Genomic DNA, 24293 nt, shown 5'->3' on the forward strand with positions numbered 1-24293 from the left:
GTCGATCACGCCTTCGAGGCGCCGAGCGCCTTCATCATGAGAGGCCACGCCTTGTCGAGTTCGGGACGCCAGTAGTTCCAGTTGTGCCAGCCGTTCCCGTAGATATGGGTGGTGGCGGGAATGCCGAGCTCCTTGAGCCGGGCGACGAAATCGCGGTTGGTCGACCCGACGATGAACTCCCCGGTCGCGCCGAGAATGCTCTGGTCGATGGGCTTGTGCAGCGGGTCGTCGTACGGTCCGGGCAGGCCGGTCGTCCCGCTGGAGATGTAGAGCCCGGTGCCGCGCAGCCCCGCGGCCAGCTCGTACGGGTCGTGCGCCTTCCAGTTCTTGTCGTCCCAGTAGGGGATGCCCCACACCTGGAACGGGTCGAACCCGAACGCCAATCCCTGCACCATCAGAATGGCGGGATCTCCGGCTTGGTCAGATGCAGAAGCCCGCTGAACGACACCGCGTACTTGAACATGCGGGGATGCCGCGCGGCGTACGCGATGGCCCCCTGCCCACCCGAAGAGACGCCGAGCGCGGCCCGCTTGGTACCCGCACGGTAGTTGCGTTCCATAAGCTGCGGAACCTCGGAGGTGTGGAACGTCTCCCATTTCGGGGTTCCGCCCTTGCCGTAGTTCCACCAGTCGGAGAACCCGCCGTTCTTGCCGCCGGACGGCATGACGACCAGGGCCTTCCACTTCTTGGCGAGCGCGGCGAGCTGGCTGCCCTTGACCCAGGACAGGTAGTCGTCGTTGCCGCCCTGGTAGGCGTACACGACGGGCCACGTCCTCGCGGCCTCGCGCGACCATCCCGGCGGCACGAGCACCCGGATCATCTGCGGGCTCCCGATCGCCGGCGTCGACACCGTCAGGTCGACGGTCCGGGCGTCGATCCACTTCTCCTTGGTGATCGCCGCGCCGTCGTTCGCCCGCGCGCGGGCCTGCGGAACGGGCCGCGGCTTGGTCGCGGACGCGCGCGGCGCGCTCCCGGCCGCCTCGGCGGCCGGCACCCCGGACAGCACCAGGGGAGCGGCGGCGAGGACGATCGACCCCCCGGCCAGCCTCCGCTTGAGTCGAGAACCGCGACGCATCATCACCCTCCGTGATAATCGGCCCCGGAACGAGCCGCGCCGAAACGGCGCGCGCAGGCCGGGACAGGGGAGAAGCCATTCGGGAGCGCCCTCGGGGGCCGCACACTCCTTTCGCGGCCCCTCGGAACTCCGATAACCAAGTGCCCAGGTCGTTCCGTATAGTCACAGCAAACGCTGGCAAGTTCAACCCCTTCTCACCACACCCACCCGCCATTCCCCCGATTCCCGCCCCAAGATCAGCCGCCCGCGTCCCCACAAACACGCCGAGTAATCAGAACCCCCGAGAACCCACTCACCCCCCAACAAATCCCGCCGCCCCCCACCCCACCCCCCATCAAAAACCGCTCAAAAACCCGCGCCTCCCAAAACAACCCCGCCCCAACCCAAGAAATCCCCCACCCACCCCGCCACTGCCCCCGCCACCCATCCCCAAGCCCAGCACCCCACCCGACCGCCCGCCCCCATGCCCCGCCGCCGCACCCGACCACCCGCCATCACGCCCCCACCTCGCCCCAAGCCCCGCCACCCACCCCGTCACCCGCCCGGCGCCACGTTCCGTCGCCGTACCCGGCCGCCAGCCAGCAGAGCTCCCAGCCCGTCCTCCAGAGCAAGCCCACCCCCCGCCCCCAGACTCATGCGTACGTGCCGCGTCCCCCCGAAGCCTCAGCCACCCTGCGCCGCACCGGCGGCACCAGCGGCACCGGCGGCACCGGCGGCACCGGCGGCACCGGCAGCAGCACAGCGAACGTCGACGGCACCGCCTCGCCCGAACGGCGACCCCGGCCCGAGGTCGGCGGAGACCGCCCGAGTCACGCGCGCCGCTGATACGCAAGCCGGTTGCCCGCTCCCCCTTCCCCCTAGAGCCGCTCAAGGCCGGTCAGGGCTGGATGTTCTCCAGATCCTCCAGAAGGCGTGGGTGCTTGGGCTCCCATCCCAGCGTCCGCCGGGTGCGGGTGCTGGACGAGGGCTGGTCGGCCGCGAAGATCGGGCCGAGCGGCCCGTAGGTCTCCGGCGGCACCGACTCGACCGGCAGGCCCAGCCGCCGGCCGATGACCGCGGCGATGTCGCGCACCCTGTCCCCCTCGTCGGCCACGGCGTGCCACACGCTCCCGGCCGGGGCCCGCTCCAAGGCGAGCCGCAGGAGGACCGCCGCGTCGAGCGCATGCACGGCCGGCCAACGCTGCTCGCCGTCCCCCGGATAGCCGGACACTCCGGTCTGCCGCGCGATGCCGGTCAGCAAACCGGCGAACCCGCCCGCGCCCTGGTTGTGCACCGTCCGCGGCAGGCGTACGGCCGTGCTCCGAACCCCGCGCGAGGCCAGGTCCAGCACCTCCGTGACCGCGCGCCCCCGCCCCCGACCGGCCCGTCGAACGACAACGGGTCGGCCTCTGTCGAGACGCGGCCCGGCATATGAGGCGTCCCCGAGACCGTGACGAAGGGCCGTTCGCTGCCGACGAGCGCCTCGCCAAGAACCCCAAGAGCGGCGCTCTCCTCCGCAACCGCCTCAGCCAGAGCCTCAGGACTGCTGAAGTCATTGGCGAACGCCAGATGGATCACCCCGTCCGCTCGGGCGGCGCCGGCGCGCAGGACGTCCAAGTCGGCGAGAGCCCCCCGAACCGGCTCGGCCCCGGCCCCCTCGACGGCCAGCGCGGAGGCGTCGGAACGCGCGAGAGCGAGGACAGTGTGGCCATTGCCGAGCAGTTCCGCGACGACGGCGGACCCGATCAGCCCAGTACCGCCGGTGACGAAGACGCGCATGGAACCCTCCCAGAGCGATGAGACCTTTGTCCCGTCACTCTACCAACGTGACGGGACAAAAGTCCCATCACCTAGGATGGGCCCATGGCTCGTTGGGAACCGGGGGCGCGCGAACGCCTCGTCGTGGCCGCCGTCGACCTGTTCACCGAGCAGGGGTACGACGCCACGACGGTGGCGCAGATCGCCGAACGCGCCGGGGTCACCAAAAGCACGTTCTTCCGCCACTTCCCCGACAAGCGTGAACTCCTGGTGGCCGGCCAGGAGACGCTGAGCCGCCTCCTGGCCGAGGGGATCGCCGAGGCGCCCGCCGACGCCGCCCCCCTCGACGCGGTCGCCGCCGGCCTGGCACGCGCCTCGACCGCGATGGGCCCCATGAACCGCGAACTCGCCCCCCGCCTGAAAGCGGCCGTCGCCGCCAGCACCGAACTGCAAGAACGCGACGCCCTTAAGAGCGTCAGCCTCGCCGCCGCGATGACCACCGCCCTGACCGCCCGCGGCGTCCCCGACCCGACCGCGGCCCTCGCAGCCGAACTCGGCCTCCTCGCCTTCAAACGCGCATACGCCGAATGGTCCGAAGCCGCCCGCGGCACCGAGGACGACCTAGCCCAGTACACCCAGAAAGCCCTGAAGGAGCTACGCGTCGCCACCGCCTCCTTGACCTGACCGTTCTCCTAGCGAATCGGCGGCGAACGCCCTCAATAGCCTTATTCACAAGCACGGCAACGGCATCGGCCATCAGAATCGTGGCCACAGCGAACGCGATAACCGTGCAGATAGCCCTCCAGCCGCAGCGCCCCGTGGTACACCGCCGTGGGAGGCGAGGTGGCCGGTGGCGGAACGTGTTGAGCAGAGCCGGTCTCAAAGCGGCGCTGACCTGCTGTCTGGCGTGAGCGCGACACTCGCCCCGCAAACTTTCATGCCATTACAGTGAGAACCCACCCACCTTGCTCAGCGCAGGATGGCCGGCGATCACGGTAGAGGTGTGGACGAGGCGTTAGAGCGGAGACGCGTATTCGCCTGCCTTCTTGGCGAGGTGAAGTGGGTAAGGCAGGGTCAGCCACCTCTCAAGTTCCGGGGCATAGCGCAATTGATGCACATAGGATGCCAGCTCGGCAGGAGAGGTATCGGCGGAGCGGGCGGCAACGCAGAGCTCCAGCAGATTAGGGTTATATGCAGGTGTTCCCGTGTCGATGACTTCCCGGTCCCGGGATGCGATTCGGATTCCCTCCTTGCGGGCTCCGACCGCTGCGTTGCTGCCGGTAACGGCACGCTCACCGCTGGAGTAGAAAAGGCGGGCGTCGCCGTCCGGTGAGGCCGCCCACAGGCCGGCCGGGAGCCCGTGCTTCCCGCCCGCCCGTAGTACTGGGGAGTCTCATCGCCCTGGCTGTCTCGCACACGAACGACGTGGAGGTCGTTGCCCCACAGTGAGACCGGGACGTCGTCGCCGTCTCCCAGGTCGATCCGATCCATCGTCATGCTCGTGTTGCCGAGCCATGGCCAGTCTGATCGGAAATTCTGGGCATGCGCCATAAGCACCGTGGGTCGTCCTTGCTGAGCGGCGACGAGGTGCCGGAGGAAGGCCATCGTCTCTCGCTGCCGCCGGTCCCGGCTCCACCGGCTGTCTTCGTCCGACGCTTTATCGACCTCGCTGTACTCGTCGTCCGGCGACTGCGCCTTGGCGTCTTGCGCGAGCCATAGCAGAAAACTCCGGTAGGGCACCCAACACCGGTCCTCGTCCTGCCACCCTTCAATGGGCTCGGCCGAGAACGGGCGGTATCTGATGGCGATCGGACGCCACACCCGCGGGTTGGTCGCGCTGCGCCGTTGACGATTGATGGCCCACACCGCGATGTACTGGAGATCCTCACCGAGGCGGCTCGAGAGCACCGGCCGAGGGACGCGGGCGCTGCCGAGCTGGCGGAGCAGGTCGAGCCAGGACTGCCGTGCCCGGTGCGGCCGTTCCTTGGCGAGCCTGGTGTCCTGATCGGCGGTCTGGATGAACTGGGTCAGCACGCCGGCGTCCGCCGAGCCGAGGCGGATCACGAACTTGGGATCATCGTGCGCGACCTTGAAGACACGATCGATCTCCACGATCGCGGCGTGCGCTGCCTGGCCTTCGAACGTCGCCCGTGCCGCTGTCCGCCGCGCGGCGACGGCCTGCCCGAGCTCGGTGCGCGTTGGACGTTCCATGGCCACACCCAGGCCGCCGCAGAGATCGCCGGCGCGAGCGAGTTCGAGGACCACTTTGAGCTCGGGAGTGCTCCAGGTCAGAGTCTGCATCGCCCCCGTCGAGTCCGTCCCGTGGGAGCGGAGAGGCGCATCCAACCCCAGGACGTCACGCAACGCCTCGACCAGCGCGTCTCGCGTCGCGGCCTCCTGCCAGAGGATGCGCGCCGTGAAAGGGCCGCCCGACAGCACGGACTGCAACGCGATGCGTCGCGTTTTTGTCGTCTCGGCCGCCCGGTTTCGCTTCGCCTCTGCGGCGAGGCGGTCCCGTTCCTCTTTGGGAAGGGACGTGGGAAAAGTAGGCCGCGACTGATGATTCGAAGGCTTGTCCGGGAGGGAAGACTGCCGCTGCCAATCGGGGACACGTTCCACGATGTCGGCGAAGGCGAGGTCGGTGGCCTTCAGGAAAGGGACGCGGTCGCCCGCCATCAGTCCCGCGCCAACGGCATGTGTTCCCATGCTGGTGTTGTACGGGATGGCAGCCCGCACGGTACGGGAATCGGTCAGGAAGCGCAGCGGTTCCCGGCACAGTTCCGTCGCGTCCACCGGGGATCGGATCAGACTGGCCTGGGGGAGAAGATGAGGCTGGTCGACCAGGTGCCAGGCGTGTCGCGCGTCCTTCGAATCGTAACGGAGTCGATGGACTGCGAGTCGGCTCTTCACATCGGTCATGCCCGGCCATTCGGTCGTGGTGGCCAGATAGACCGAGACCGAGCGGCCGGCGGTGTACACCAGACCCTGGGCGCCGACTTTCGTCACCCACCGCCTGATCCCCGTTCGCACATGGACACGGAACGACGGCTGGAAAGGCAGGGTCTGAATGCTGATGGTGATGAGGTACGAGAACCAACTGTCCGGCTCTTCGGGCAGGCCCTGCCGTGGAGGTCAGGAGACCAATTCCGCTCCGTGTCCTCGCCATGGGGACTCCATGAAGAAGAGGCGGTCGCCGTTTCCCGTGGTCAGGTGGCCTTCGAGGCGGAGCTGACGAGCGAGCAGGGCGGGGAGCAGGGGGTAGACATGGTCGGCGGGCTTGGCCATGCCCCCTGGACTCGACGTTGTTTCCGCCAGGTCAAGGGACATGCGCTCCCAGTCCATGGGCGCACGGTCGATGAGACGGGCGACCGTTGCCCGGTGCTCGTCATCGCCCTTCAAACCGAGGGACCAGATGTTGATCAGGTCCCGTACCAGCTCGGTGTCCACCTGATGGAGCGAGTAGAGCCAGGGGACGTCGTCCTTGATCGACACTCGGCTGCCAGCCGACAGCACGTCCGGCGCCGCCAGCGGCAGCAGCGCGTTCAGCGATTTGATCGGAAAGGTCCGCGTAGATTCGGCAAAACGGGCGGATAGGCCCGACCGGTACAGTTTCTCCAGGGCCGCACGCAGTTCTCCGGGCAGTCGCAGGATATGGACCGGTTGGAGAATCGCACCCGTAGGCTGATAGGCGGCAAGTTCTATCGCGTTGTAGCTCATTGTGGCTGGTGTGCTTTCGCCGGAACGGGTGGGGGAGGGCCAGCCAGCAGATCGCGTAGTGCGTTGAACAGCGGCCGGTAGAGCGCCTTCGCGAGATGGATGTTGCCCGGGGTCGCGCTGAGGCGATCGGAGATCGGTTTCAACGGGGTGATGGTCGGATGGCCGAAGTAATAGGCCAGGACGTCGTGCATGCTCACCAACAAGCTGCTGCTCGACGTCTCGTTCTTCTTGCCCTCTGCGCGGAGCGGCGCGAAAGCGGCGTCCACGAAGTGGACCCGTGCGTCCACGCCGCCCCGGGTCAGACGTCCGATCACCTGCCAGATCACCACGAGCAGATCCCAGGTCAGGCGCTCGCGGTCGGCCGGGGTCAGATTGCTCCACGTGAGCTCCCGGTTCGCCAGCCAGTGCAGGTGCCGCCGTGCCTGGTGGCGCCATTCCAGGCCCGCCGCGTCCAGGGACACGCTTTCCCGGACGACCTTCTCGAAGCCGTTGCCGATCCGCACCGAGCGAACGGTCCAGTCGTTGAGCGAGTGAATGAGCACGCCCAGATCCGACGGGGCGGGGAACGGGCGGACGAGGAAGAACACCGAACCGAAGAACGCTTCGTCCAAGGAGTTGAGGATGTTGTGACCGCGTTCGACCGCCATCAGCGGAGCGACCAGAACGGTGTACGGCGTCTCGCGCAGGCTCGCGACATCTCCCCGCCGCAGCGTCGGAACGGTGTCGACGTCGTCCCCGAGCGGAATGTCGGCGTCCATGTCGTCCGGGATCAGGACGCAGACCTGCCCTTTCCAGAACGAGTAGGAGTGAAGGGTTTGCGCCGCGACGCGGGCCTGGTCGTAACTTCCGGTCAGTAGGAGGAGATGGGCGCGATCGCTCCGATGCTCCCTCAGGTGATGGAACTCGCGAAGGAGCGGCGCCTCCCCGCCGTCCGGCTTGGGGTCGGCGAGCCGCCGGACCATCTTGCGCACCATCTCCGTGCGGCGGTCTCCGGAACCAGAGAGCCGGAGCGGACGCACCTGTCCCGTGTCCTCATCCAGATCGTGAACATAGTTCTCGATCATGGTGATGAGCGGTCCGGAGTCCGGTGAGGATCGGTCGTTCCGCTCTCTTCTGGGAGCGGCCTGCAACACCGCTCTCACCGGTTCCGCGAGGTGATAGCGAGTCGACATCCCTGCCCAGCTCGTACCGGACATGAGCAGAACGTTGGGGCCGCGGCTCCCTTCCACCGAGTGGAGAGAGGGGATGGCTCGCAGGAGTTCCCTCCCCACTCCGTGGCAGCGGACGAAGCGCAGTTCCCCCGTGTGGGCATAGGCGGCACGACGGTCGGCGGCGAACTGGAACGCGAGCACGTTCCCCATCGGAGACTCCGGGACGACCGGCGCATAGTCCGGCGGTGTGCCGTGGTAGAGCTCGTTCGTCGCGGGGTCCAACCGGAGGGCGGCCTCCACTCGGCCCCACAGACTCGTCAGGACGTTCAAACGGTCGTGCATGACCGACAGCAGCAGTGTGAAAGCGAACCGCTGCTGCTCACGTTCGAACTCTTCGACCAGGTCCTGGGTCGATGCCCCCTCGTCGCTGTCGCCGGCCTTCTTGGGGGCGCGGCTTCGGCTGGTTCTACCGGAGCCTGTGGCCTCATCGCCGTCGGCGGACGGGGCGAGTAGACCAGAGAGCGACTGAAGCGCCGTCCGTACCTCTCGTTCGACTCCGGGATTCTCCGGACCGTTGAGGATCAGTCGCCGGGCCAGATCGGAGAGCCGGCGGGTCTCGCTCACTGGTGATGCGTCGCCAGGGTCGCCGTCGTCGTGATCACCGAGGGGGTCGTCGCGGAAGGCGTCGAGGATCGCCTGGACGTACTCCCGCCGCTTGTTCCTGACCTCTTGAGGCTGGTCCGGATGCGCGTCCAAGAGCCGGAGCAGGCGCGCACTCTCCCGACGCTGGGTCGTCCGTTCCTTGCGCCGTCTCCGCGGTGGCCGTTGCTTGTCACTGTCGGCCTCCTCCCGCTCTGGCCGGCGAGTCGCGGGCCATCGACCGACGAGTTCTTGCTGAAGGGTCCACGGGCTGAAGAAGTCCGTCCCCACCCACTCGCGGAGCTGGCCGTCCTTCACCAGCATCGCGTAGATCCGGTTGGCGCTCGTGGACACCGTGTCGAGCGCCAGGGTCCATCGTTCGACCAGGGAATCACTGAGTTGGATCCGCCCTTCTCTGGCCAGTTCGGCCACGTTGTGCCGGTCCAACTCGTCCAGCCACGAGTCGGTGCCCGGCTTGTAGAGCGTCGCCGTCGGAGCGAAGACCCGGTCCAGGCGGATCTGCACCTGGTCGGCCTCGTCGACGATGATCAGGTCGCTGCGTCGGCACGCCAGCTCCAGGTAGCGGAGCCGTTCACGATTCATGTGTGGAGGCAACGAGGTCGTGGCCAGCGACTCGGGCGTGGTCACCCAGATCGTCGCGTCACGGAGAGCTCGCTCGATGTCGTGCCGTGGACAGAACGACCACAGCGGACAGCCTCGGGAGGGGCTCCGTGTGGAGAACGCCGGACGGTCGGTGTCCGGGACGGCGTCCGGTGCCGTTCTGGCCGGCTTCAACCTGGTACAGGGTGCCTCAGCATACGGAATGGGCACGTCGGCCTCGGCGCCCCGCAAAGCGCTCAGAGGACACGCGGTGCTCAGGAAGGCGAACGCCGGGTCATGCTGGAACGTGGGAAGCGGGTATCGGCGTGAAACCCGTCGATGCAGCCGCCTGAGATGCTGTTCCCGTGTGGTGGTCCCGATCAGCGGTGCCGCCCGCAACGAGGTGAAACCCGCGAACCTCGGATCGCCCTCGTGTTGTTCGGCCGCCGCGCGGAGTCGGTTGAAGCGCTGGACGGTCCGCAGCGCCTCCGCGACGTCGCCGACGACGATGACGACATGTTGCTCCAGCTCCGCCACGGCATGGGCGGTGAGAATGTCGCGGAGCGTGCTCTTGCCGACACCTGGGATGCCGATCATGTTGAGGACGCCGTCGATGACGAGATTGTTGTCGGCGTTCTGGAACTCCTCGCTCTCGTCTCGGCGTACGAAGAGCTCCATCGACTGGAAGCGCCGATCCCAGTCGTCGGTCTTCCTCTCGTACTCTCCTGGGAGATCCTCCTGGTCGAGTTCCGCCATGAGCGAGGCGGTGCGCTCCAACGCCTCCACAGGCTGGTCGAAGTGCGTGCGGTCCGTGCGGAAATGAAGGTTCATTCCGCGTTCTCCGGCGTCCGGCAGCCCTTCGGGAATCGTGACCCCCTGCACGCCGGAACGCCGTCCCTGAAAATAGTGATCGCCCGCCTCGGCGAGCTTCATGGCGCTCTCCGCGAACGGGGCGTCGGTGGACAGCAGGTGGTCGTAGACGCCGGTCCGGGCGGTGGCCAACGATGGCTTCTCCCACGTGGCGGGCGAGTCGAGGCTGTTCGGGAAGTCGAACAGGCGGTGGCGCGCCGGCAGCCTGCGAAGATAGTTGCGCAGTGCGGCCTCCCAGACGGCACGTCTGTGCATCGGCTCCAGGTGGTAGCGGCCTGCGCGGAGCATGACGTCGATCTCGGAGCCCGCTGGGTCCTTGCCGAAACGGCGGGTCCGACCGAACGGGTAGCCGCCGAACAGCGTCCAGCCGTCGATCGGCTTCAGATTTTCATCGACCCGGGCGAGGAGATAGAGCCCAAGTTCGACACGATAGTCAAGACCGACTTCCTGGAGTTGCCTGAACTCTGCGGCTTGGGACGCGGAGACCTCGTTGAGCGCCTCTTTCACGTGGGCGTTCGTACTGCGCACGCTGTCACCTGCCCTCTAGGTCTCGAGGCGCGTCAGGCGCCATGGGCCATTTATCCGCCGTCCTCTTCAGACGGCGCGGGGCGATGAGGAATTCCCGATGCGGCCTGGTGGCATGGTAAAGGTGATCGACTCGATCCCATTGCGTGCCGCCCCGACTCCGGCGATGGTCCGGGCATGTGGCGATCTCGCATCGCCACTTGTTCCTCGTCATAACTCGTAGCAGTCCACAGTAGTCGCACGCGTTGGCGTGCCCGTGCCTGTCGTAGTAGCGATCGTGGACGGGGATGTAACAGGCCGCGATGACCTCCTCGGGAATGTGCGGCCTGCTGACCTTGAAACGGGCCAGTTGGGCGGATGTGAGAATGGGCGAGTCCACTAGCTTCTTGAGGAAGGCGACGGAGCCTTCCGGAGCATCGGCCTGGTCGTACATCTCACGAATATGGTCCTTGAGGATCGACTCGATGCTCTTGCCGACAGTGTCTTCGTGCTTATATCGGAGCGCCAGTTCCTCGCACAGGCGCGAGGGGGCGGCAGTGTCCTCAACGAGTAGCCTCCCGGCGAGCTCCAGATCGGCGGGAAGGTCGATGAAGCCCCACTCCTGGACATCCCGCTCACGACACCACGCGAGAAGTTCCTGGAGGGAGCGGGGGTACTTCGGGCCATCACCTTCGTGGTCGTTGCAGAACCGCCGGATACCCGCAAGGCATATTCGGTCGACCGCCGTCTGGGCGACATCGGGATACGGAACGGTGAACTCCTCGCCCGGCGGCCACTCGCCGAGACGTGTCACAGTGACGGCCACCAGCCCGAGGATCCGTAGCGACTCGTTGGCGTTGAAAGCAGGTCCGGTCAACTGCTCCAGCGGGTTGGGAGTCCCGAGAGCCGGCTCCTCCTCCCACCAGGGCTCCTCCGCGTCAGGCACTCGCGACCTCGTTCGCGTCGGCCTTGGCGGACGGGCACCACCGCAGGTAGGAGCAGCCTTGGCAGGCCGGGCCCGGGTTGGCGAGATGGCCCACGTCAGCGTGCCATGCGCTCGCGAGAGCATTGACCTTTCGGCGGGCCGCCTCTCGCGTCGGCGCCGAATTCGGGTCGAGGATGCGGAGATCCGCGCCATGCGGCGTGAGGATCTCCACCTCGACCGCGGAGAGTGGGCCGAGTGGGATCGCGCCCGCTTCGAAGAGCAGGACGGCGAGCGCCGCTTGCGGGTACCGGTTCAACAGCGATTCGCCATCATGAATCCTCGATGAGGAAGTCGTCTTCAACTCGCGATACCGCCATGAGCCGTTCCGCAGGTAGACCAGGTCGGCGTGGGCTATCACCAGAGTGTTGGAGCGGGGATCGTCAGCGGCTATGACGCGTTCGGTGTATGCGGGTGCGTCCGGAGCGAGCCCGATGAACGGGCATATGTCGGGGTGGTGCGCGAGCATGGCGGCGGCGTTTCTGGCTTCCGCCCCCTGAAGGTGCCACCCACCGGCGCTCCAGGAGTCGGGGTCCTCCGGCATGTCCGCCTCGGTGCAGGGACGGCGCGGAGAGCGGTTGTGCAGCCGCTCCAGCCAGGCATGGACGGCTTTGCCCTGGCGTACGGCCGGTGTGTTCTCCTTGGCAGCGTCCACGGGCAGGCGCAACGAGCGGAAATACTCCTTGGCGGCGCACTCGGCGTGATAGCGGCCGTTGGTCGCGGTGAAGACGCGGCGTGCGCGGGACCTGTCACGGATGCCGAGCAGCCCGGCGAACGTGGGAAGCCGATTGCAATCGGTGCGCGCTTTGCAGTCCAGGCAGTCGTAGCCCGGCCTGAGGTCGGTGGAGCGGAACAGATCGCGGATCGCGGTCCGTCCATGCTTCGCGAAGTACGCCGAGGCGGCCTCGACGCTGCCCTGGAACAGTGGAACGGACTCGCCATCCGCGAGACCGACCTCGACAACACGCACATGCTCTGGCGTTCGGGCTCCGGGAACTGTGGCGGTCGCCGGCAGCACCGGGAACGGAACGCCGCTGAGGAAGCGGCCCTTGTCCTTGTCGAACACGGGCGTGTCGACCAGACCGCCGACCGCGACAACGTAGGCCATCACGGCCCTCTCCGCGTCGCTCCGGCGCGTTCCATCGGCGTGTCCGATAACGGGAACGCGCAGTTCGCGGGTCAATCCGGAGGCGGTCCTGTACGTGTATCCCCGGCCCCATACGCACAGTTCATACGTACGGGAGTGTGGATCGGCGGCGGGTATCTGATGAACCCATGGCCGTACGGCGGTCAGGTCGTGGGCCTCCACCACGGCCATGTCCGTGGCGAGGCCGTCCCGAAAACGCCGCACCGCCTGCCGAACCCAGACCGCCAGCCCTTCATGAATCAACCGTGGCGAAAGCGCCTTCGGGATGTCCAGCCTGGCCAGTGCCTCGACTTCACCGAGTTTCTCGAACTCGATCAGATCGAGGATCTGGTTGAACGGTTCGAAAGGCATGGACACGTGCGGAGGGCGCGCCGATCTCGGCCCTCCCCGCATGGAGTCGGCCTTGATCGCGCGGGAGGTCGGACACTCTCGACCAGCGCCCGGGTCTTCGGGGACCTCGTGGCCTTCGAATTCGACGCCGACTGGGCGGACGGCGCGTACCGCGCTGGTGTAGAGACGGATCGCCTTCGATGGGAGATCGGGGGATGACGGTGGCATTGCCCCTCCTTCGGGCCCAATGCTGCCACGAGTCAGAGCGATATGTCAGAGGATTGCATGTGTGCAGTGCAGGACGGTACGGCGGCCGAGGTGATGTCGATGAGAAGTGTCAAGGCGGGACAGACTCTGGGAGGTAGGTTCGAGCTCGTCCGCAAGTTGGGCGAAGGCGGGATCGGGCAGGTCTGGTTCGCGCGAGAGCGGCGACTCGAACGCGATGTCGCGGTCAAGGTTCTGTTGGACCTGGACGGACGCGGGGACGACGAAGAGCGCTGGAAGCGCGGAGAACTGCTCAAGCGGTTCGCCGTCGAAGCACGAGCCGTCGCGGGCCTCGACCATCCGGGGATTCCCGCCGTCTACGACTGGTCGGGCGGACGGCCCGAGACCGAAGAACCTCCGTATCTCGCGATGCAGTACATCCGCGGGAAGGACCTCGGCCGGGTCCTGGCCGAGGAGACCGGTGGGCGTCTCACGGTCCTGGAGGCGGCGAGCCTGGGCGCCCAGCTCAGTTCGATCCTGGCCGTGCTGCACGGTACCGGCAGCGGTGTCTTCCACCGCGATCTCAAGCCGGCGAACATCATGGTCTCCGAGGCCGGCAGGGTGAGCGCCATCGACTTCGGGTCGGCGCTCATCGTCGCGCCTCACCGCACCCGGGTCACGACTCGCAGCAGAAGGGCCCCGACCACCAGCGGTTACACGGCGCCAGAGATCATCCAGGGAAGGATGGGACCGGTGGCTTCGAGTGACCTGTACGCTCTCGGCTGCGTCATCTATCGAGTCCTCGGCGGTCCGGTGTTCGGCAGCGAAGAGGAAGGCGAGCAGTCGTCGCGCGTGCTCGACATCGCGCATGTGACGGAGATGCCGCAGCCCTTGCGGGAACGGAACCCCGATGTTCCCGAGGAACTCGATCGGCTGGTCCTGCAACTACTTGAGAAGGAACCGTCGTCGCGGCCGGCGGACGCGCGCGAGGCCTTCGCAAGGCTCCGTCCCTTCCTGCCTCAGGCTCTGCCTGAGGGCGTTGAGCAGGCCACTCCGTACGACCTCACCCTTCCCTTTCGCGATCCGTGTCGCCCTCCGGATCGGGCGACCCATGGCGGGCAGCGCGACCCCGCGATGCCGCCGCGGACGGTCACCGCGGCCCGGGTCGACCCGACGTCGTTCATCGAAGACCTTCGTCGGGTCAGCGACCTTGCCGGAAACGGCCGGCGCGAGGAGGCGGGGGACCTGCTCCAGCGGGTTGTGTCGGCTGTGGAGTCGGCGCAGGGACCCGCGGGGACGGACGTCCGCAGGGCGCTGGCACGCGGCGTTCGGATCTTCATCGAACTGGGCGACGAGGAACGGGCGAAGAAGCTCTGGAAGGAGCTCATCGGAAGGACCCGTGATAATGGCGTCGACGCCGACGATAAATTCATTAGAGAAGCACGGAACGCGTTGCGTGATTACGGTGCGCGTCGCTCAGGAGAATGACTCTTGAAGGAAGTTCGGAGGGCGCTTCGGGTTGGTCGGACGAGGTGACCGTGTCATTTGTCCACCGCCTTCGATTTCTCTGCCCCGCCCAGATGGGGCGCCGATCTCAGTCCGCAGAACTGCCGAGCGGGACCAGTATAGCGATGCGGAGGAAAGGTCGCCAGCGGCTTTGGCCGTTTCGCCGAGTTCCTCGAGCGTCCGTGCCTCGTGAGTCCGGTATCCCATGTCGCGATAGATTTTCAGGCATCGCTCGAAATGGTCGAGAGCCTCGGAGTGATCGCCTTGCAGGCGGTGGATGTAGCCGATGCTGTCGAGGTCGGCCGCCAGGCTGTTGGCCGGACCGACACGTTCGTGGATGGCGGCGGCACGGCGGCACTGCGCGAGTGCCATGGTGTGCTCACCCATCATGGTCAGGCTCCACCCGATCGCGTTGAGGACGTCGCCGACGTCGGCTTCGGTTCCGGCGTGCTCGAATCCTTCCAAGGCGAGCTGGAAATGCCCGAGAGCCGACTCGTGATCATTGTTCGTCGCCTTTATGGTGCCAAGGATGTAGTGACAGTCCGCACGTGAACGGATCGCCTCCTTCGTCGTGTCCCCCTCCAGCAGTCGAAGTGCGGAGCCGGCCATCTCGGCCCCTTCGCTCGCATCGCCGGCGCGCCGGAGACTGATCGCGAGCAGCCGAAGGAAGTACGCACGTACGACCTCCCGCCCTGAGGACGGGAGCACGGTCAAGGTAGAGCGGAGGAGCGACACCGCGTCATCGAACCGTCCGCGGTGCCACAGTGGCTCAATCAGGCTGTCTGTCAGCGTTCGCAGGGCGGCTTCGTGTCGACCGTCCACATGGTGTTGTGCCGCCGTGAGTAGCCGGTCGAGATTGTCGGAGACCCAGGCCGCACCCTGTGCCAGGCGGGCGTAGTGGTCGAGTAGACGACCATGCGCCAGGTGCAGAGCCTCCTCCGACACATGCCCGGCTCTGGCCAGTGACGCTGCGAAGTCACGGAGAAGGTCGTGCATGGTGAAACCGCCATCGGTGTTCTCCTGGGCCAGCCCCAGTTGCCGGAGCGCTCGTAGCGCCCCCCGGGCCTGCTCGGAGCCCAGGAGAGAAATGGCGGCCGGGACGTCGAGGTCCGGGCCCGGCGCGGTGCCCACGAGCAGGTAAGTCCGACGCTGATCCGGGCCGAGCGACATATAGGACCAGGAGAGGATCGACCGGATCGACGCTTCGGGTTCGCCGAGATCGAGGAAGTCCAGACGGCTCTCTGACTCAGTGAGAGCCGACGCGATCTGTTCCAGAGCCTGGCCTGGCAGCAGCGCGATCTGCCTTCCGGCAATGGAGACGGCCAGCGGTAGATTTCCACACGCCGCGAGCAGGCGCGCCGCGGCCTCGGGCTCCGCGTCCATCCGTTCCCGGCCGATCAGGGCAGCGAAAAGCTCCTCGGCTTCTGTGGTCGTCAGTAGACCGAGTTCCAAGGAACCGGCTCCGTGCTTCATGGCCACCGTGGCGAGCGTACGCCGGCTGGCGATAATCGTCCTGCTCGAGTCGCCGCGTGGAAGGAGCGGCCTCACGGCCGGGCTGTCGGCGACGTTGTCCAACACGACGATGAACCGGCCGTTCTCCAGAGCCCGAACCAAGCGCAGCCTTCGCGCCTCCGGTGACTCGTTGCCGTTGCTGCCGAACATCCCCATCTGGTGGAGCAGAAGGTCGACCGCCTCGTTCGTCGACATGGGGGCCTCGGCGGCGAACCCGCGCATGTCGACCATCAACTGCCCGTCAGGGAATCGGTGCGCCAGTCGGTGCGCCAACCTCACGGCCAACGTTGTCTTGCCGCAGCCCGCCGGGCCGGAGATGACGGTGATCGCGTGCGCCTCCGCGGCGTCGGACGACAGTTCGGGCAGGCCGCGTTCCACATAGGGCTGGGGCAACTCGCGCAACCAGTTGGGGGTCTGCACGTCCGGCACTGTCCGTGCATCCCTGCGGAGCTTCCGGCGGAGCTGCTCGGTGAAGAACCAGGTCTGATCTCGGATCGCCCGCCTTCCCAGGCTGACCAGGGCTTCGAAGGGCTCGTCCACCAAAGGTGAGCTCGTCCACCTGTGCAGGGTCTCCGTGGTGCGGAGGAGATGGATCCCTTCCAGCTCCTGAAAGTCGAAACGTCGCACCTGGAGCACATCCAACAGTAGGCGCGTCTCCGCGTTCGACGGTTCGTGACCCGTTGCGGCAGACCATGCCTTGCGGACGATCGCCAGAAAGCTCTTGAGCGCATGCTCCTGCGCCAGTGTCTTCGCCGCGCCCTGGACAGGGAGGTTCTCCGGATGCCCCGGAAAACGTGCGCACACCTTGCCCAGATCATCGAATGTCCGGCTGCCGGCGTGGTTGGTGGCGATCACGAGCCGGTCCCGGTCCGGCTCGACCGCACGCACTCCGTTCTTGGTGACCAGCCCGTCCACGAGCGCCGTCACGACCTGGTCGATCGCCTGCCTCAGATCTGCGACCTGTGGCCGCAGTTGACGCATGCCCGCCTTCGCCTGGACGAGCACGAAGCCGCCGTTGCTCAGTGTGATGCCGACATCGTCCAGCGGTAGGCCCGTCTCCCCGCCGATCCCCGTGATCCGGACGTCATCGTCCAGCCCCAGCCCTGGAGGAAGGTCGGCTACCGCCCTGGCCGCGTACCTGGCGAACACCTGGGCCTGGAACTCGAACCCGCCAGCGGCTCTGGCGCCTCCGCTCGAACCGCGGTTCGCATTGTGAGAGTGAGGCACGTCCTCCCCTCCTCAGCCCCCGGGACGTGACGTCCCCAGGGTCGCACGCCCCACCGACAGGACCGCGCCCAAATGCGCCCGCCGCGCGCCCCAGCCTCGGCACAGAAGGGCACCGCCCCGCCCACCAGTGTCCAGGGCCGCCGGACGGAAACCAGTCCGAGACGACCGGCCTCGCCCAGGTGCCGATGCGACGTTGCGAGCCCTTCAAGGCGTTCCGGCTGAGAATGCGCCGCACCCGCAAGACCAACAAGGGCACTGCAAAGTGACCTCACATCCGAAGCCTGTCCGGCCAGCTAATGGTGTTGAAGAATGCTCTAAAGGCACAGAAACCCGCACACGATCCGAAGATTTGTATGCGGTCTCAGAGAGGTGCCCCCTGCAGGATTCGAACCTGCGCACACGGCTCCGGAGGCCGTTGCTCTATCCCCTGAGCTAAGGGGGCGTGCGCCGGGGTGAGCGGCGCGAGATGAAGGCTACCAGGGTTGCGGGGGTTGCGCGCACCTCGGTGTTCGGCGTGCGTGGTGGGGTGGAGGGGGGTAACTTCGTGGCCGTGACCGAGCCACTGGGACGCGTGCTGGTCGTCGACGACGACGAGGTGATCCGCCAGCTCATCGCCGTGAACCTCCAGCTCGAGGGGTTCGAGGTGTTCACCGCCGTGGACGGTCAGGACTGCCTGGAACGGGTCGGCGAGGTGGCGCCTGACGTGATCACGCTGGACGTCATGATGCCGCGGCTCGACGGGTGGGTGACGGCCGGCCGGCTGCGGGAGGATCCGGGGACGCGGCACATCCGGGTGGTCATGATCACGGCTCGGGCGCAGGAGCACGATGTGCGGCGGGGGCACGAGATCGGCGTGGACGCCTACGTGACCAAGCCGTTCGACCCCAACCAGCTCATCCAGACGGTGCGCAAGCTCGCGGCCGTGTCCAGATAGTGGTCGGATAGTCTCGCCAGGGTGACTCCAGCCGAGGTGGGCGCCGCCCTCGCGGCCGCGGTGGAAGACGCCGCGGCGCAGGGGGAGCTCGCCGTGCCCGCGAGGGTTCCCGTGGACGTCAGGTGCACGGGGGCCGGGGTGTACGAATCGCCCGTGGCGCTGAGGCTGCGGGTCGATCCGTGGGTTCTCGCGCGGAGGGTCCGGGGGGACGTCACGTCGCGGGGGTTCGTACGGGTGAGGTGCCCTGAGGGGGCCCTGGTGCCGCTCGTGGACGAGTCCTATGGGGTCGCGGACGTGGCCAAGGGTGTTTATTGGGCGGATCGGCCTCGGACGTTCGACAATCCGGGATTCGTGGTGCGGTTCGCCTATGCGCGGGCCGCGTGGGTCGTGCGGGCCGCTGGGGAACTGGGTGTGGAGAACGGTCCTCCGGAGGGTTATGCGGGGGACGAGCTCGTACTGCTCAGGCTGCTGGGGGAGATGCCCGGGTGGGCCGCTGGGGAGGCCCGGGGTTTCGTGTCCTTTCTCGAACGGCTCGGTCGCGCTTATCACGATGTGCATGAGCGTTGTCCGGCGCTGCCCAAGGGCGACGAGAAACCCAGGGCGGTGCACGGGGCGCGCGTCGCTTTGGCGCGGGCCGCGCGCATCGCCATCGGAAACGGCCTGACGATGATCGGTGAGACCCCTAGAGAGCGAATATGAGCCGCGTACACCCCGCCGGACCCCGGCACGCCGACGTACTGCCCGAAGACCACCCGCTGCCGCCCGCGGAAGACCTGAACGAGCTGGACCCGCTGATCTGGCCGCGCAGCGCCCGGAGGGACGGGGCGATGACGGTGGCGGGCGTCGATGTGCGGGACCTGGCCCAGGAATTCGGAACGCCGTTGTACGTGTACGACGAGGACGATGTGCGGACGCGGGCGCGGGAGTACGCGGCGGCCTTCGCGGACGGCGACGTGCACTACGCCGGAAAGGCTTTCCTCTGCACCGCGGTCGCGCGGTGGCTGAACGAGGAAGGGCTCGGGCTCGACGTGTGTAGCGGGGGAGAGCTGGCCGTTGCGTTGGCCGCGGGATTCCCTACGGAACGCATCACGCTGCACGGCAACAACAAGTCGGTCGCCGAACTGGACAGAGCCCTCGAAGTCGGGGTCGGACGGATCGTGCTCGACTCGTTCGAGGAGATCGCGCGGCTCGGCTACCTGGCGCAGGAACGGGGCGTACGGCCCAAGGTGATGGTGCGCGTCACGACGGGTGTCGAGGCTCACACGCATGAATTCATCGCGACCGCCCATGACGACCAGAAGTTCGGTTTCTCGCGGAGTTCGGGTGCGGCGCTGGAGGCCGTCCGGCGCGTTCTGGCCCTGAAGCAGTTGGAACTGGTGGGGCTGCACTCGCATATCGGTTCGCAGATCTTCGACGCCGACGGGTTCGAGGTCGCGGCGCACCGGCTGGCCGAACTGCTCGTGGCGATCCGTGACGAGCACGGGCTTGAGCTTCCCGAGCTCGACCTCGGCGGCGGCTACGGCATCGCCTACCTGCCCGGGGACGAGCCGATCGACCCGAAGGCGCTGGCCGACTCGCTGCACGAGATCGTCGGCCGCGAGTGCCGGTCGTACGGGCTCGCCATGCCCCGCCTGACGGTGGAGCCGGGCCGCTCGATCATCGGGCCGGGCGGGATCACCCTGTACGAGGTCGGCACCGTCAAGGACGTCGAGGGCCTGCGGACGTACGTGAGCGTCGACGGCGGCATGAGCGACAACCTGCGGACCGCCCTGTACGGCGCCGAGTACACGTGCGTGCTCGCCAGCCGGGAGTCCGGCGCGGACGCCACGCTCGGCAGGCTCGTCGGCAAGCACTGCGAGAGCGGGGATATCGTCGTTCGGGACGTGTGGCTGCCCGAGGATCTCGCGGCGGGCGACCTGGTGGCGGTGGCCGCCACCGGTGCGTACTGTCGCTCAATGGCCAGTAACTACAACCACGTCCCGAAGCCCGCCGTGGTGGCGGTGCGGGACGGCGGGGCGCGGGTCATCGTCCGCCGGGAGAGCGACGAGGACCTGCTGCGGCTCGATGCGGAGGTCGAAGCGTGAAACCGTTGCGGGTGGCGCTGCTCGGATGCGGCGTCGTCGGCACCGAGGTCGTCCGGCTGCTGAACGAGCAGTCCGACGACCTGGCCGCGCGCGTCGGCGTCCCGCTGGAGCTGGCCGGGGTCGCCGTGCGGCGCCCCGACCGGGTCCGCGCGGGCGTCGACCGCGAGTTGCTCACCACCGACGCCCAGGCGCTGGTCACGCGCGACGACGTGGACATCGTCATCGAGGTGATCGGCGGCATCGAGCCCGCCCGCACGCTCATGCTGGAGGCGATGAAGTCCGGCAAGTCCGTCGTCTCGGCCAACAAGGCGCTGCTCGCCGAGGACGGCGCGACGCTGTTCGCCGCCGCCCGCGAGTACGGCGCCGACCTCTACTACGAGGCGTCGGTGGCGGGCGCGATCCCGCTGCTGCGGCCGTTGCGCGAGTCGCTCGTCGGCGACCACGTGCAGCGCGTCCTCGGCATCGTGAACGGCACGACCAACTACATCCTCGACCAGATGGACGCGCACGGCGCCGGGTTCAGCGAGGCGCTGGAGGAGGCGCAGGCCCTCGGGTACGCCGAGGCCGACCCGACCGCCGACGTCGAGGGCTTCGACGCGGCGGCCAAGGCCGCGATCCTGGCGCAGCTCGCGTTCCACACCCCGGTGACCGCCGCGGACGTGCACCGCGAGGGCATCACCGAGGTCAGCCCGGCGGACGTGGCCGGCGCCAAGGAGATGGACTGCGTGGTCAAGCTGCTGGCCATCTGCGAGCGCGTCCCCGAGGAGGGCGGGCGCAACGGCCGGGGCGTGTCCGTACGCGTCTACCCGGCGATGATCCCGCGCTCGCACCCGCTGGCCAGCGTCCGCGAGGCGTACAACGCGGTGTTCGTGGAGGCCGAGTCGGCGGGCTCGCTGATGTTCTACGGCGCGGGCGCGGGCGGCGCCCCGACCGCGTCCGCGATCCTCGGCGACCTCGTCGCCGTCGCCCGCAACCTGCGCGGCGGTACGCCCGGCCCGGTCGAGGTGACGTACGCCAAGCTGCCCGTCCTGCCGATGGGCGAGACGGTGACGCGCTACTACATCCAGCTCGACGTGGCCGACCGCTCCGGCGTGCTCGCCACGGTCGCCGAGGAGTTCGCCCGGCACGGCGTGTCGATCCAGGCCGTCCGCCAGGTCGGCCTCGGCGAGGACGCGCAGCTCGTCGTCGTCACCCACCGCGCCCCCGACGCGGCGCTGACCTCGACGGTCGAGGGCCTGCGCAACCTCGACATCGTCCGCGAGGTCGCGAGCGTGATGCGCGTCGAAGGCGAGGACTGACCCCGCGCAGCGGCAGCGGCACTCCGCGCGCGACGGCCGCACCGCGCGCACAGGACGGCTCGGCAGGACGGCACGACCGTCCGGACGGGGCGGGGAGCGACGACCCCGGCCCGGCGTGAAAGGCGAGGAGCGACCCTCCGCGCCGTACGAAGCGCGCGACACGGCCCCCGGCACCGCCCGCCGACCGCGTCGAACGCGGAGACGATCCTCCGCGCAGAACGTGCCGGGCGCGGAGAACGATCCTCCGCGCCGCGCCTCCAGCGCGCGGACCGGCGTCCCGCGCCGCGCTCCACGGGTGCGGACCGTCGCCCGCCGCACCTTCCGGCCGTCCGAGGCGGACGGGCCGGGGCCCTAGAATTCCGGACAACACCGCAGGTCATCTGAGGAGATCGACGTGAACGCGACCGCCCGCGCGTGGCGTGGCCTTATCCAGGAGTACCGCGACCGGCTCCCGGTGACGGAGAGGACGCCGGTCGTCACCCTGCTGGAGGGCGGCACGCCGCTCGTCCCGGCCGTACGGATCTCCCAGCTCACCGGCTGTGACGTCCATCTCAAGGTCGAGGGCGCCAACCCGACCGGTTCGTTCAAGGACCGCGGGATGACGATGGCGATCAGCAAGGCCGCCGAGGACGGCGCGAAGGCCGTCATCTGCGCGTCCACCGGCAACACCTCGGCGTCCGCCGCCGCCTACGCGGTACGGGCCGGGATGACGTGCGCCGTGCTCGTCCCGCAGGGCAAGATCGCCATGGGCAAGCTCGCGCAGGCGCTCGTGCACGGCGCGCGGCTGCTCCAGGTGGACGGCAACTTCGACGACTGCCTCGAACTGGCCCGCAAGCTGTCGATCGACTACCCGGTCGCGCTCGTCAACTCCGTCAACAAGTACCGGCTCCAGGGGCAGAAGACCGCCGCGTTCGAGATCGTCGACGCGCTCGGCGACGCGCCGGAGGTGCACTGCCTGCCCGTCGGCAACGCGGGCAACATCTCCGCCTACTGGATGGGCTACAAGGAGTACGCCGCCGCGGCCACGTCGCACGGCGGCGCGCCCCTTCCGGCCGTCGCGACGAGGACGCCGCGCATGCTCGGCTTCCAGGCGAGCGGCGCCGCGCCGTTCGTGAAGGGCGAGCCGGTGCTGAAGCCGCAGACCATCGCGACCGCGATCCGGATCGGCAACCCCGCGTCCTGGGACCTCGCCGTCGCCGCGCGGGACGAGTCCGGCGGCGCGATCGACTCGGTCACCGACCGGCAGATCCTCGCCGCGTACCGGATGCTGGCGAGCGAGGAGGGCGTGTTCGTGGAGCCCGCCTCGGCCGCGAGCGTCGCCGGGCTGCTCCAGGCGTGCGAGCGGGGCGTCGTCCGGGCCGGCACGAAGGTCGTGTGCACCGTGACCGGTAACGGCCTCAAGGACCCCGACTGGGCCATCTCCGGCGCCCCCGCCCCGACCACGGTCAAGGTCGACGCGCAGGCCGCCGCGTCCGCCCTCGGCCTCGCCTGAGGGCCGCGATGACCGGCCTGAACGACCCGGGGCCCGCACCCCCCGCCGCACCCGCGCCGCAGTCCGCAGAGGCCGCCCCGGCGGCTCCCGGCGGGACGGCGCGCGGCGGCGCGGGAACGGTCCTCGTGCGGACGCCGGCGACCAGCGCCAACCTCGGCCCCGGGTTCGACTCGCTCGGCCTCGCGCTGGCGCTGTACGACGACGTCGAGATCGCGCTGACCGGCGACGGGCTGGTCATCGAGGTGGAGGGCGAGGGCGAGGAGGTCGCCGACCGCGGCGAGCGCCACCTCATCGTCAGGGTGCTGCGCCGCGCGTTCGACGCGATCGGCGAACTGGCCGGAACGGGCCCGTTCCAGCCCGGGGGACTGCGGCTGCGGTGCGTCAACCGCATCCCGCACAGCCGCGGGCTCGGGTCGTCGTCGGCCGCGATCGTCGCGGGCCTCGTCGCCGCGCGGCACCTGCATCCGGACGGCCGGCTGCTCGACGACGGCGTCGCGCTGCGGCTCGCGACGGAGATCGAGGGGCATCCCGACAACGTCGCGCCGTGCCTCGCCGGCGGCCTCACCGTCGCGTGGACGACGCCCGGCGGGCCCCGGCTCGTACGACTGGATCCGCAGGTCAGGCGGGTCGTCGCGTTCGTTCCCGAGCACCGCCTCGCCACCGAGCGCGCCCGCGGGCTGCTGCCCGAGACCGTCCCGCACGCCGACGCCGCGGCCAACGCGGGCCGGGCGGCGCTGCTCGTCGCGGCGCTGACGGTGCCCGGCGTCGATCCCGCGGCATTGCTGGACGCGACGGAGGACCGGCTGCATCAGCGGTACCGCGCGCCCGCCATGCCCGAGTCGGCGCGACTCGTCGAACGGCTCCGCGCGGCGGGCGTACCCGCGGTGATTTCCGGGGCAGGTCCTACTGTCCTGGCCTTCACAACCGCATCACAAGTTGATTCGATGGCTCCGGAAGTGGGTAATGGGTGGCACAAACACCCGCTGGACGTCGCCCCCCATGGCGCCTTCGTTCAGGACGGCGGTTCCGAGGCCCGCCCCTGACGTTCGCGCAGGGGTGGGATGGTGCGACGCTCCGGCCAGGTGCGTCCATCCAGCTAGGTAAAATGGCAAGACATCGACCTCTGGGGAATAGCAGTGTGCCCTGGTGATGTTAGGCTGAATGCCGCACCAGATGCCCCGTTCGGGCCCGTGTGCTCGTCAGCCGCGCGTCATCTGTCCGGCCCTTCGGCCGTGTCGGTCCCGCGTACCAGGCTCCCCGACACCGTGACTTTCCGTTGTCAGG

17 protein-coding genes, 1 tRNA gene and 1 pseudogene are annotated in these 24293 nt (G+C 68.5%); 9 read left to right on the top strand and 10 right to left on the bottom strand.

The genetic code is table 11. The features are described from left to right. Nucleotides 1–5 precede the first annotated feature (5 nt). Nucleotides 6–395: an alpha/beta hydrolase-fold protein gene (locus GEV43_RS53270; protein ID WP_160822163.1), complete on the bottom strand. Its 390-nt coding sequence runs from the start codon at nt 393–395 to the stop codon at nt 6–8. Beyond that, nucleotides 395–1078, bottom strand: a complete 684-nt coding sequence (locus GEV43_RS53275; RefSeq protein ID WP_160822164.1) for an alpha/beta hydrolase family protein — start codon at nt 1076–1078, stop codon at nt 395–397. The genes GEV43_RS53270 and GEV43_RS53275 overlap by 1 nt, the downstream gene beginning before the upstream one ends. Nucleotides 1079–1717: 639 nt before the next feature. Here GEV43_RS53275 and GEV43_RS21225 point away from each other — a divergent pair. Further along, entirely contained in the window at nt 1718–1900 is a 183-nt protein-coding gene (locus GEV43_RS21225) for a hypothetical protein (RefSeq protein ID WP_160822165.1), read from the top strand. 52 nt (nt 1901–1952) lie between these two features. Here the strand turns inward: GEV43_RS21225 and GEV43_RS50700 are convergent, their stop codons facing one another. Continuing rightward, nucleotides 1953–2405: a hypothetical protein gene (locus GEV43_RS50700; RefSeq protein ID WP_241682994.1), complete on the bottom strand. Its 453-nt coding sequence runs from the start codon at nt 2403–2405 to the stop codon at nt 1953–1955. Then, complete coding sequence (locus tag GEV43_RS53850) at nt 2309–2833, bottom strand: NAD-dependent epimerase/dehydratase family protein (protein ID WP_302930921.1); 525 nt, start codon at nt 2831–2833, stop codon at nt 2309–2311. The genes GEV43_RS50700 and GEV43_RS53850 overlap by 97 nt, the downstream gene beginning before the upstream one ends. A gap of 84 nt (nt 2834–2917) precedes the next feature. On the opposite strand from GEV43_RS53850, the gene GEV43_RS21235 reads away from it, so the two are divergent. Then, nucleotides 2918–3496, top strand: coding sequence for a TetR/AcrR family transcriptional regulator (locus GEV43_RS21235; RefSeq protein ID WP_160822166.1), 579 nt, complete (start codon nt 2918–2920; stop codon nt 3494–3496). A gap of 331 nt (nt 3497–3827) precedes the next feature. Here the strand turns inward: GEV43_RS21235 and GEV43_RS56190 are convergent. The 4 genes and pseudogenes from GEV43_RS56190 to GEV43_RS21260 all read right to left on the bottom strand — a co-directional run bounded on the left by GEV43_RS56190 (nt 3828) and on the right by GEV43_RS21260 (nt 12773). Further along, nucleotides 3828–6529: pseudogene (locus tag GEV43_RS56190) on the bottom strand (pPIWI_RE module domain-containing protein). Then, on the bottom strand, nt 6526–10296 hold the full coding sequence (locus GEV43_RS21250; protein WP_160822169.1) for a hypothetical protein: 3771 nt from the start codon (nt 10294–10296) through the stop codon (nt 6526–6528). Before GEV43_RS21250 ends, GEV43_RS56190 begins: the two are co-directional and overlap by 4 nt. 25 nt (nt 10297–10321) lie before the next feature. Beyond that, on the bottom strand, nt 10322–11239 hold the full coding sequence (locus tag GEV43_RS21255; RefSeq protein WP_160822170.1) for a hypothetical protein: 918 nt from the start codon (nt 11237–11239) through the stop codon (nt 10322–10324). Then, nucleotides 11232–12773, bottom strand: a complete 1542-nt coding sequence (locus GEV43_RS21260; RefSeq protein ID WP_160822171.1) for a PD-(D/E)XK nuclease family protein — start codon at nt 12771–12773, stop codon at nt 11232–11234. Before GEV43_RS21260 ends, GEV43_RS21255 begins: the two co-directional genes overlap by 8 nt. Nucleotides 12774–13046: 273 nt before the next feature. On the opposite strand from GEV43_RS21260, the gene GEV43_RS21265 reads away from it, so the two are divergent. Next, nucleotides 13047–14444, top strand: coding sequence for a serine/threonine-protein kinase (locus tag GEV43_RS21265; protein WP_160822172.1), 1398 nt, complete (start codon nt 13047–13049; stop codon nt 14442–14444). Here GEV43_RS21265 and GEV43_RS21270 read toward each other — a convergent pair. Further along, nucleotides 14433–17201 (bottom strand): tetratricopeptide repeat protein, encoded by a 2769-nt coding sequence (locus tag GEV43_RS21270; RefSeq protein ID WP_160822173.1) that lies wholly within the window; start codon nt 17199–17201, stop codon nt 14433–14435. The genes GEV43_RS21265 and GEV43_RS21270 overlap by 12 nt on opposite strands. Nucleotides 17202–17571: 370 nt before the next feature. Then, nucleotides 17572–17643 (bottom strand) — tRNA-Arg (locus tag GEV43_RS21275). Nucleotides 17644–17772: 129 nt separating this feature from the next. Here GEV43_RS21275 and GEV43_RS21280 point away from each other — a divergent pair. From GEV43_RS21280 to thrB, 6 genes are all read left to right on the top strand, one after another. After that, nucleotides 17773–18135: a response regulator transcription factor gene (locus tag GEV43_RS21280; RefSeq protein WP_160824687.1), complete on the top strand. Its 363-nt coding sequence runs from the start codon at nt 17773–17775 to the stop codon at nt 18133–18135. A 258-nt stretch (nt 18136–18393) separates the two neighbouring features. After that, the gene (locus GEV43_RS21285; protein ID WP_160822174.1) at nt 18394–18834 is read left to right on the top strand and encodes a DALR anticodon-binding domain-containing protein; all 441 of its coding nucleotides are present in this window, start codon (nt 18394–18396) and stop codon (nt 18832–18834) included. Then, the gene (gene lysA, locus GEV43_RS21290) at nt 18831–20219 is read left to right on the top strand and encodes a diaminopimelate decarboxylase (protein WP_160822175.1); all 1389 of its coding nucleotides are present in this window, start codon (nt 18831–18833) and stop codon (nt 20217–20219) included. The genes GEV43_RS21285 and lysA overlap by 4 nt, the downstream gene beginning before the upstream one ends. Then, nucleotides 20216–21517 (top strand): homoserine dehydrogenase, encoded by a 1302-nt coding sequence (locus tag GEV43_RS21295; RefSeq protein WP_160822176.1) that lies wholly within the window; start codon nt 20216–20218, stop codon nt 21515–21517. Before lysA ends, GEV43_RS21295 begins: the two co-directional genes overlap by 4 nt. A 394-nt stretch (nt 21518–21911) precedes the next feature. After that, nucleotides 21912–23009 carry a threonine synthase gene (gene thrC / locus GEV43_RS21300; RefSeq protein ID WP_160822177.1) on the top strand — a complete coding sequence of 366 codons (1098 nt, stop codon included), beginning with the start codon at nt 21912–21914 and terminating at the stop codon, nt 23007–23009. An 8-nt stretch (nt 23010–23017) separates the two neighbouring features. Continuing rightward, complete coding sequence (gene thrB / locus GEV43_RS21305) at nt 23018–24052, top strand: homoserine kinase (RefSeq protein ID WP_160822178.1); 1035 nt, start codon at nt 23018–23020, stop codon at nt 24050–24052. The last annotated feature ends 241 nt before the right edge of the window (nt 24053–24293 follow it).

The sequence above is a fragment of the Actinomadura sp. J1-007 genome, assembly GCF_009793335.1.
GTDB classification, from domain to species: Bacteria; Actinomycetota; Actinomycetes; order Streptosporangiales; family Streptosporangiaceae; genus Spirillospora; species Spirillospora yumaensis.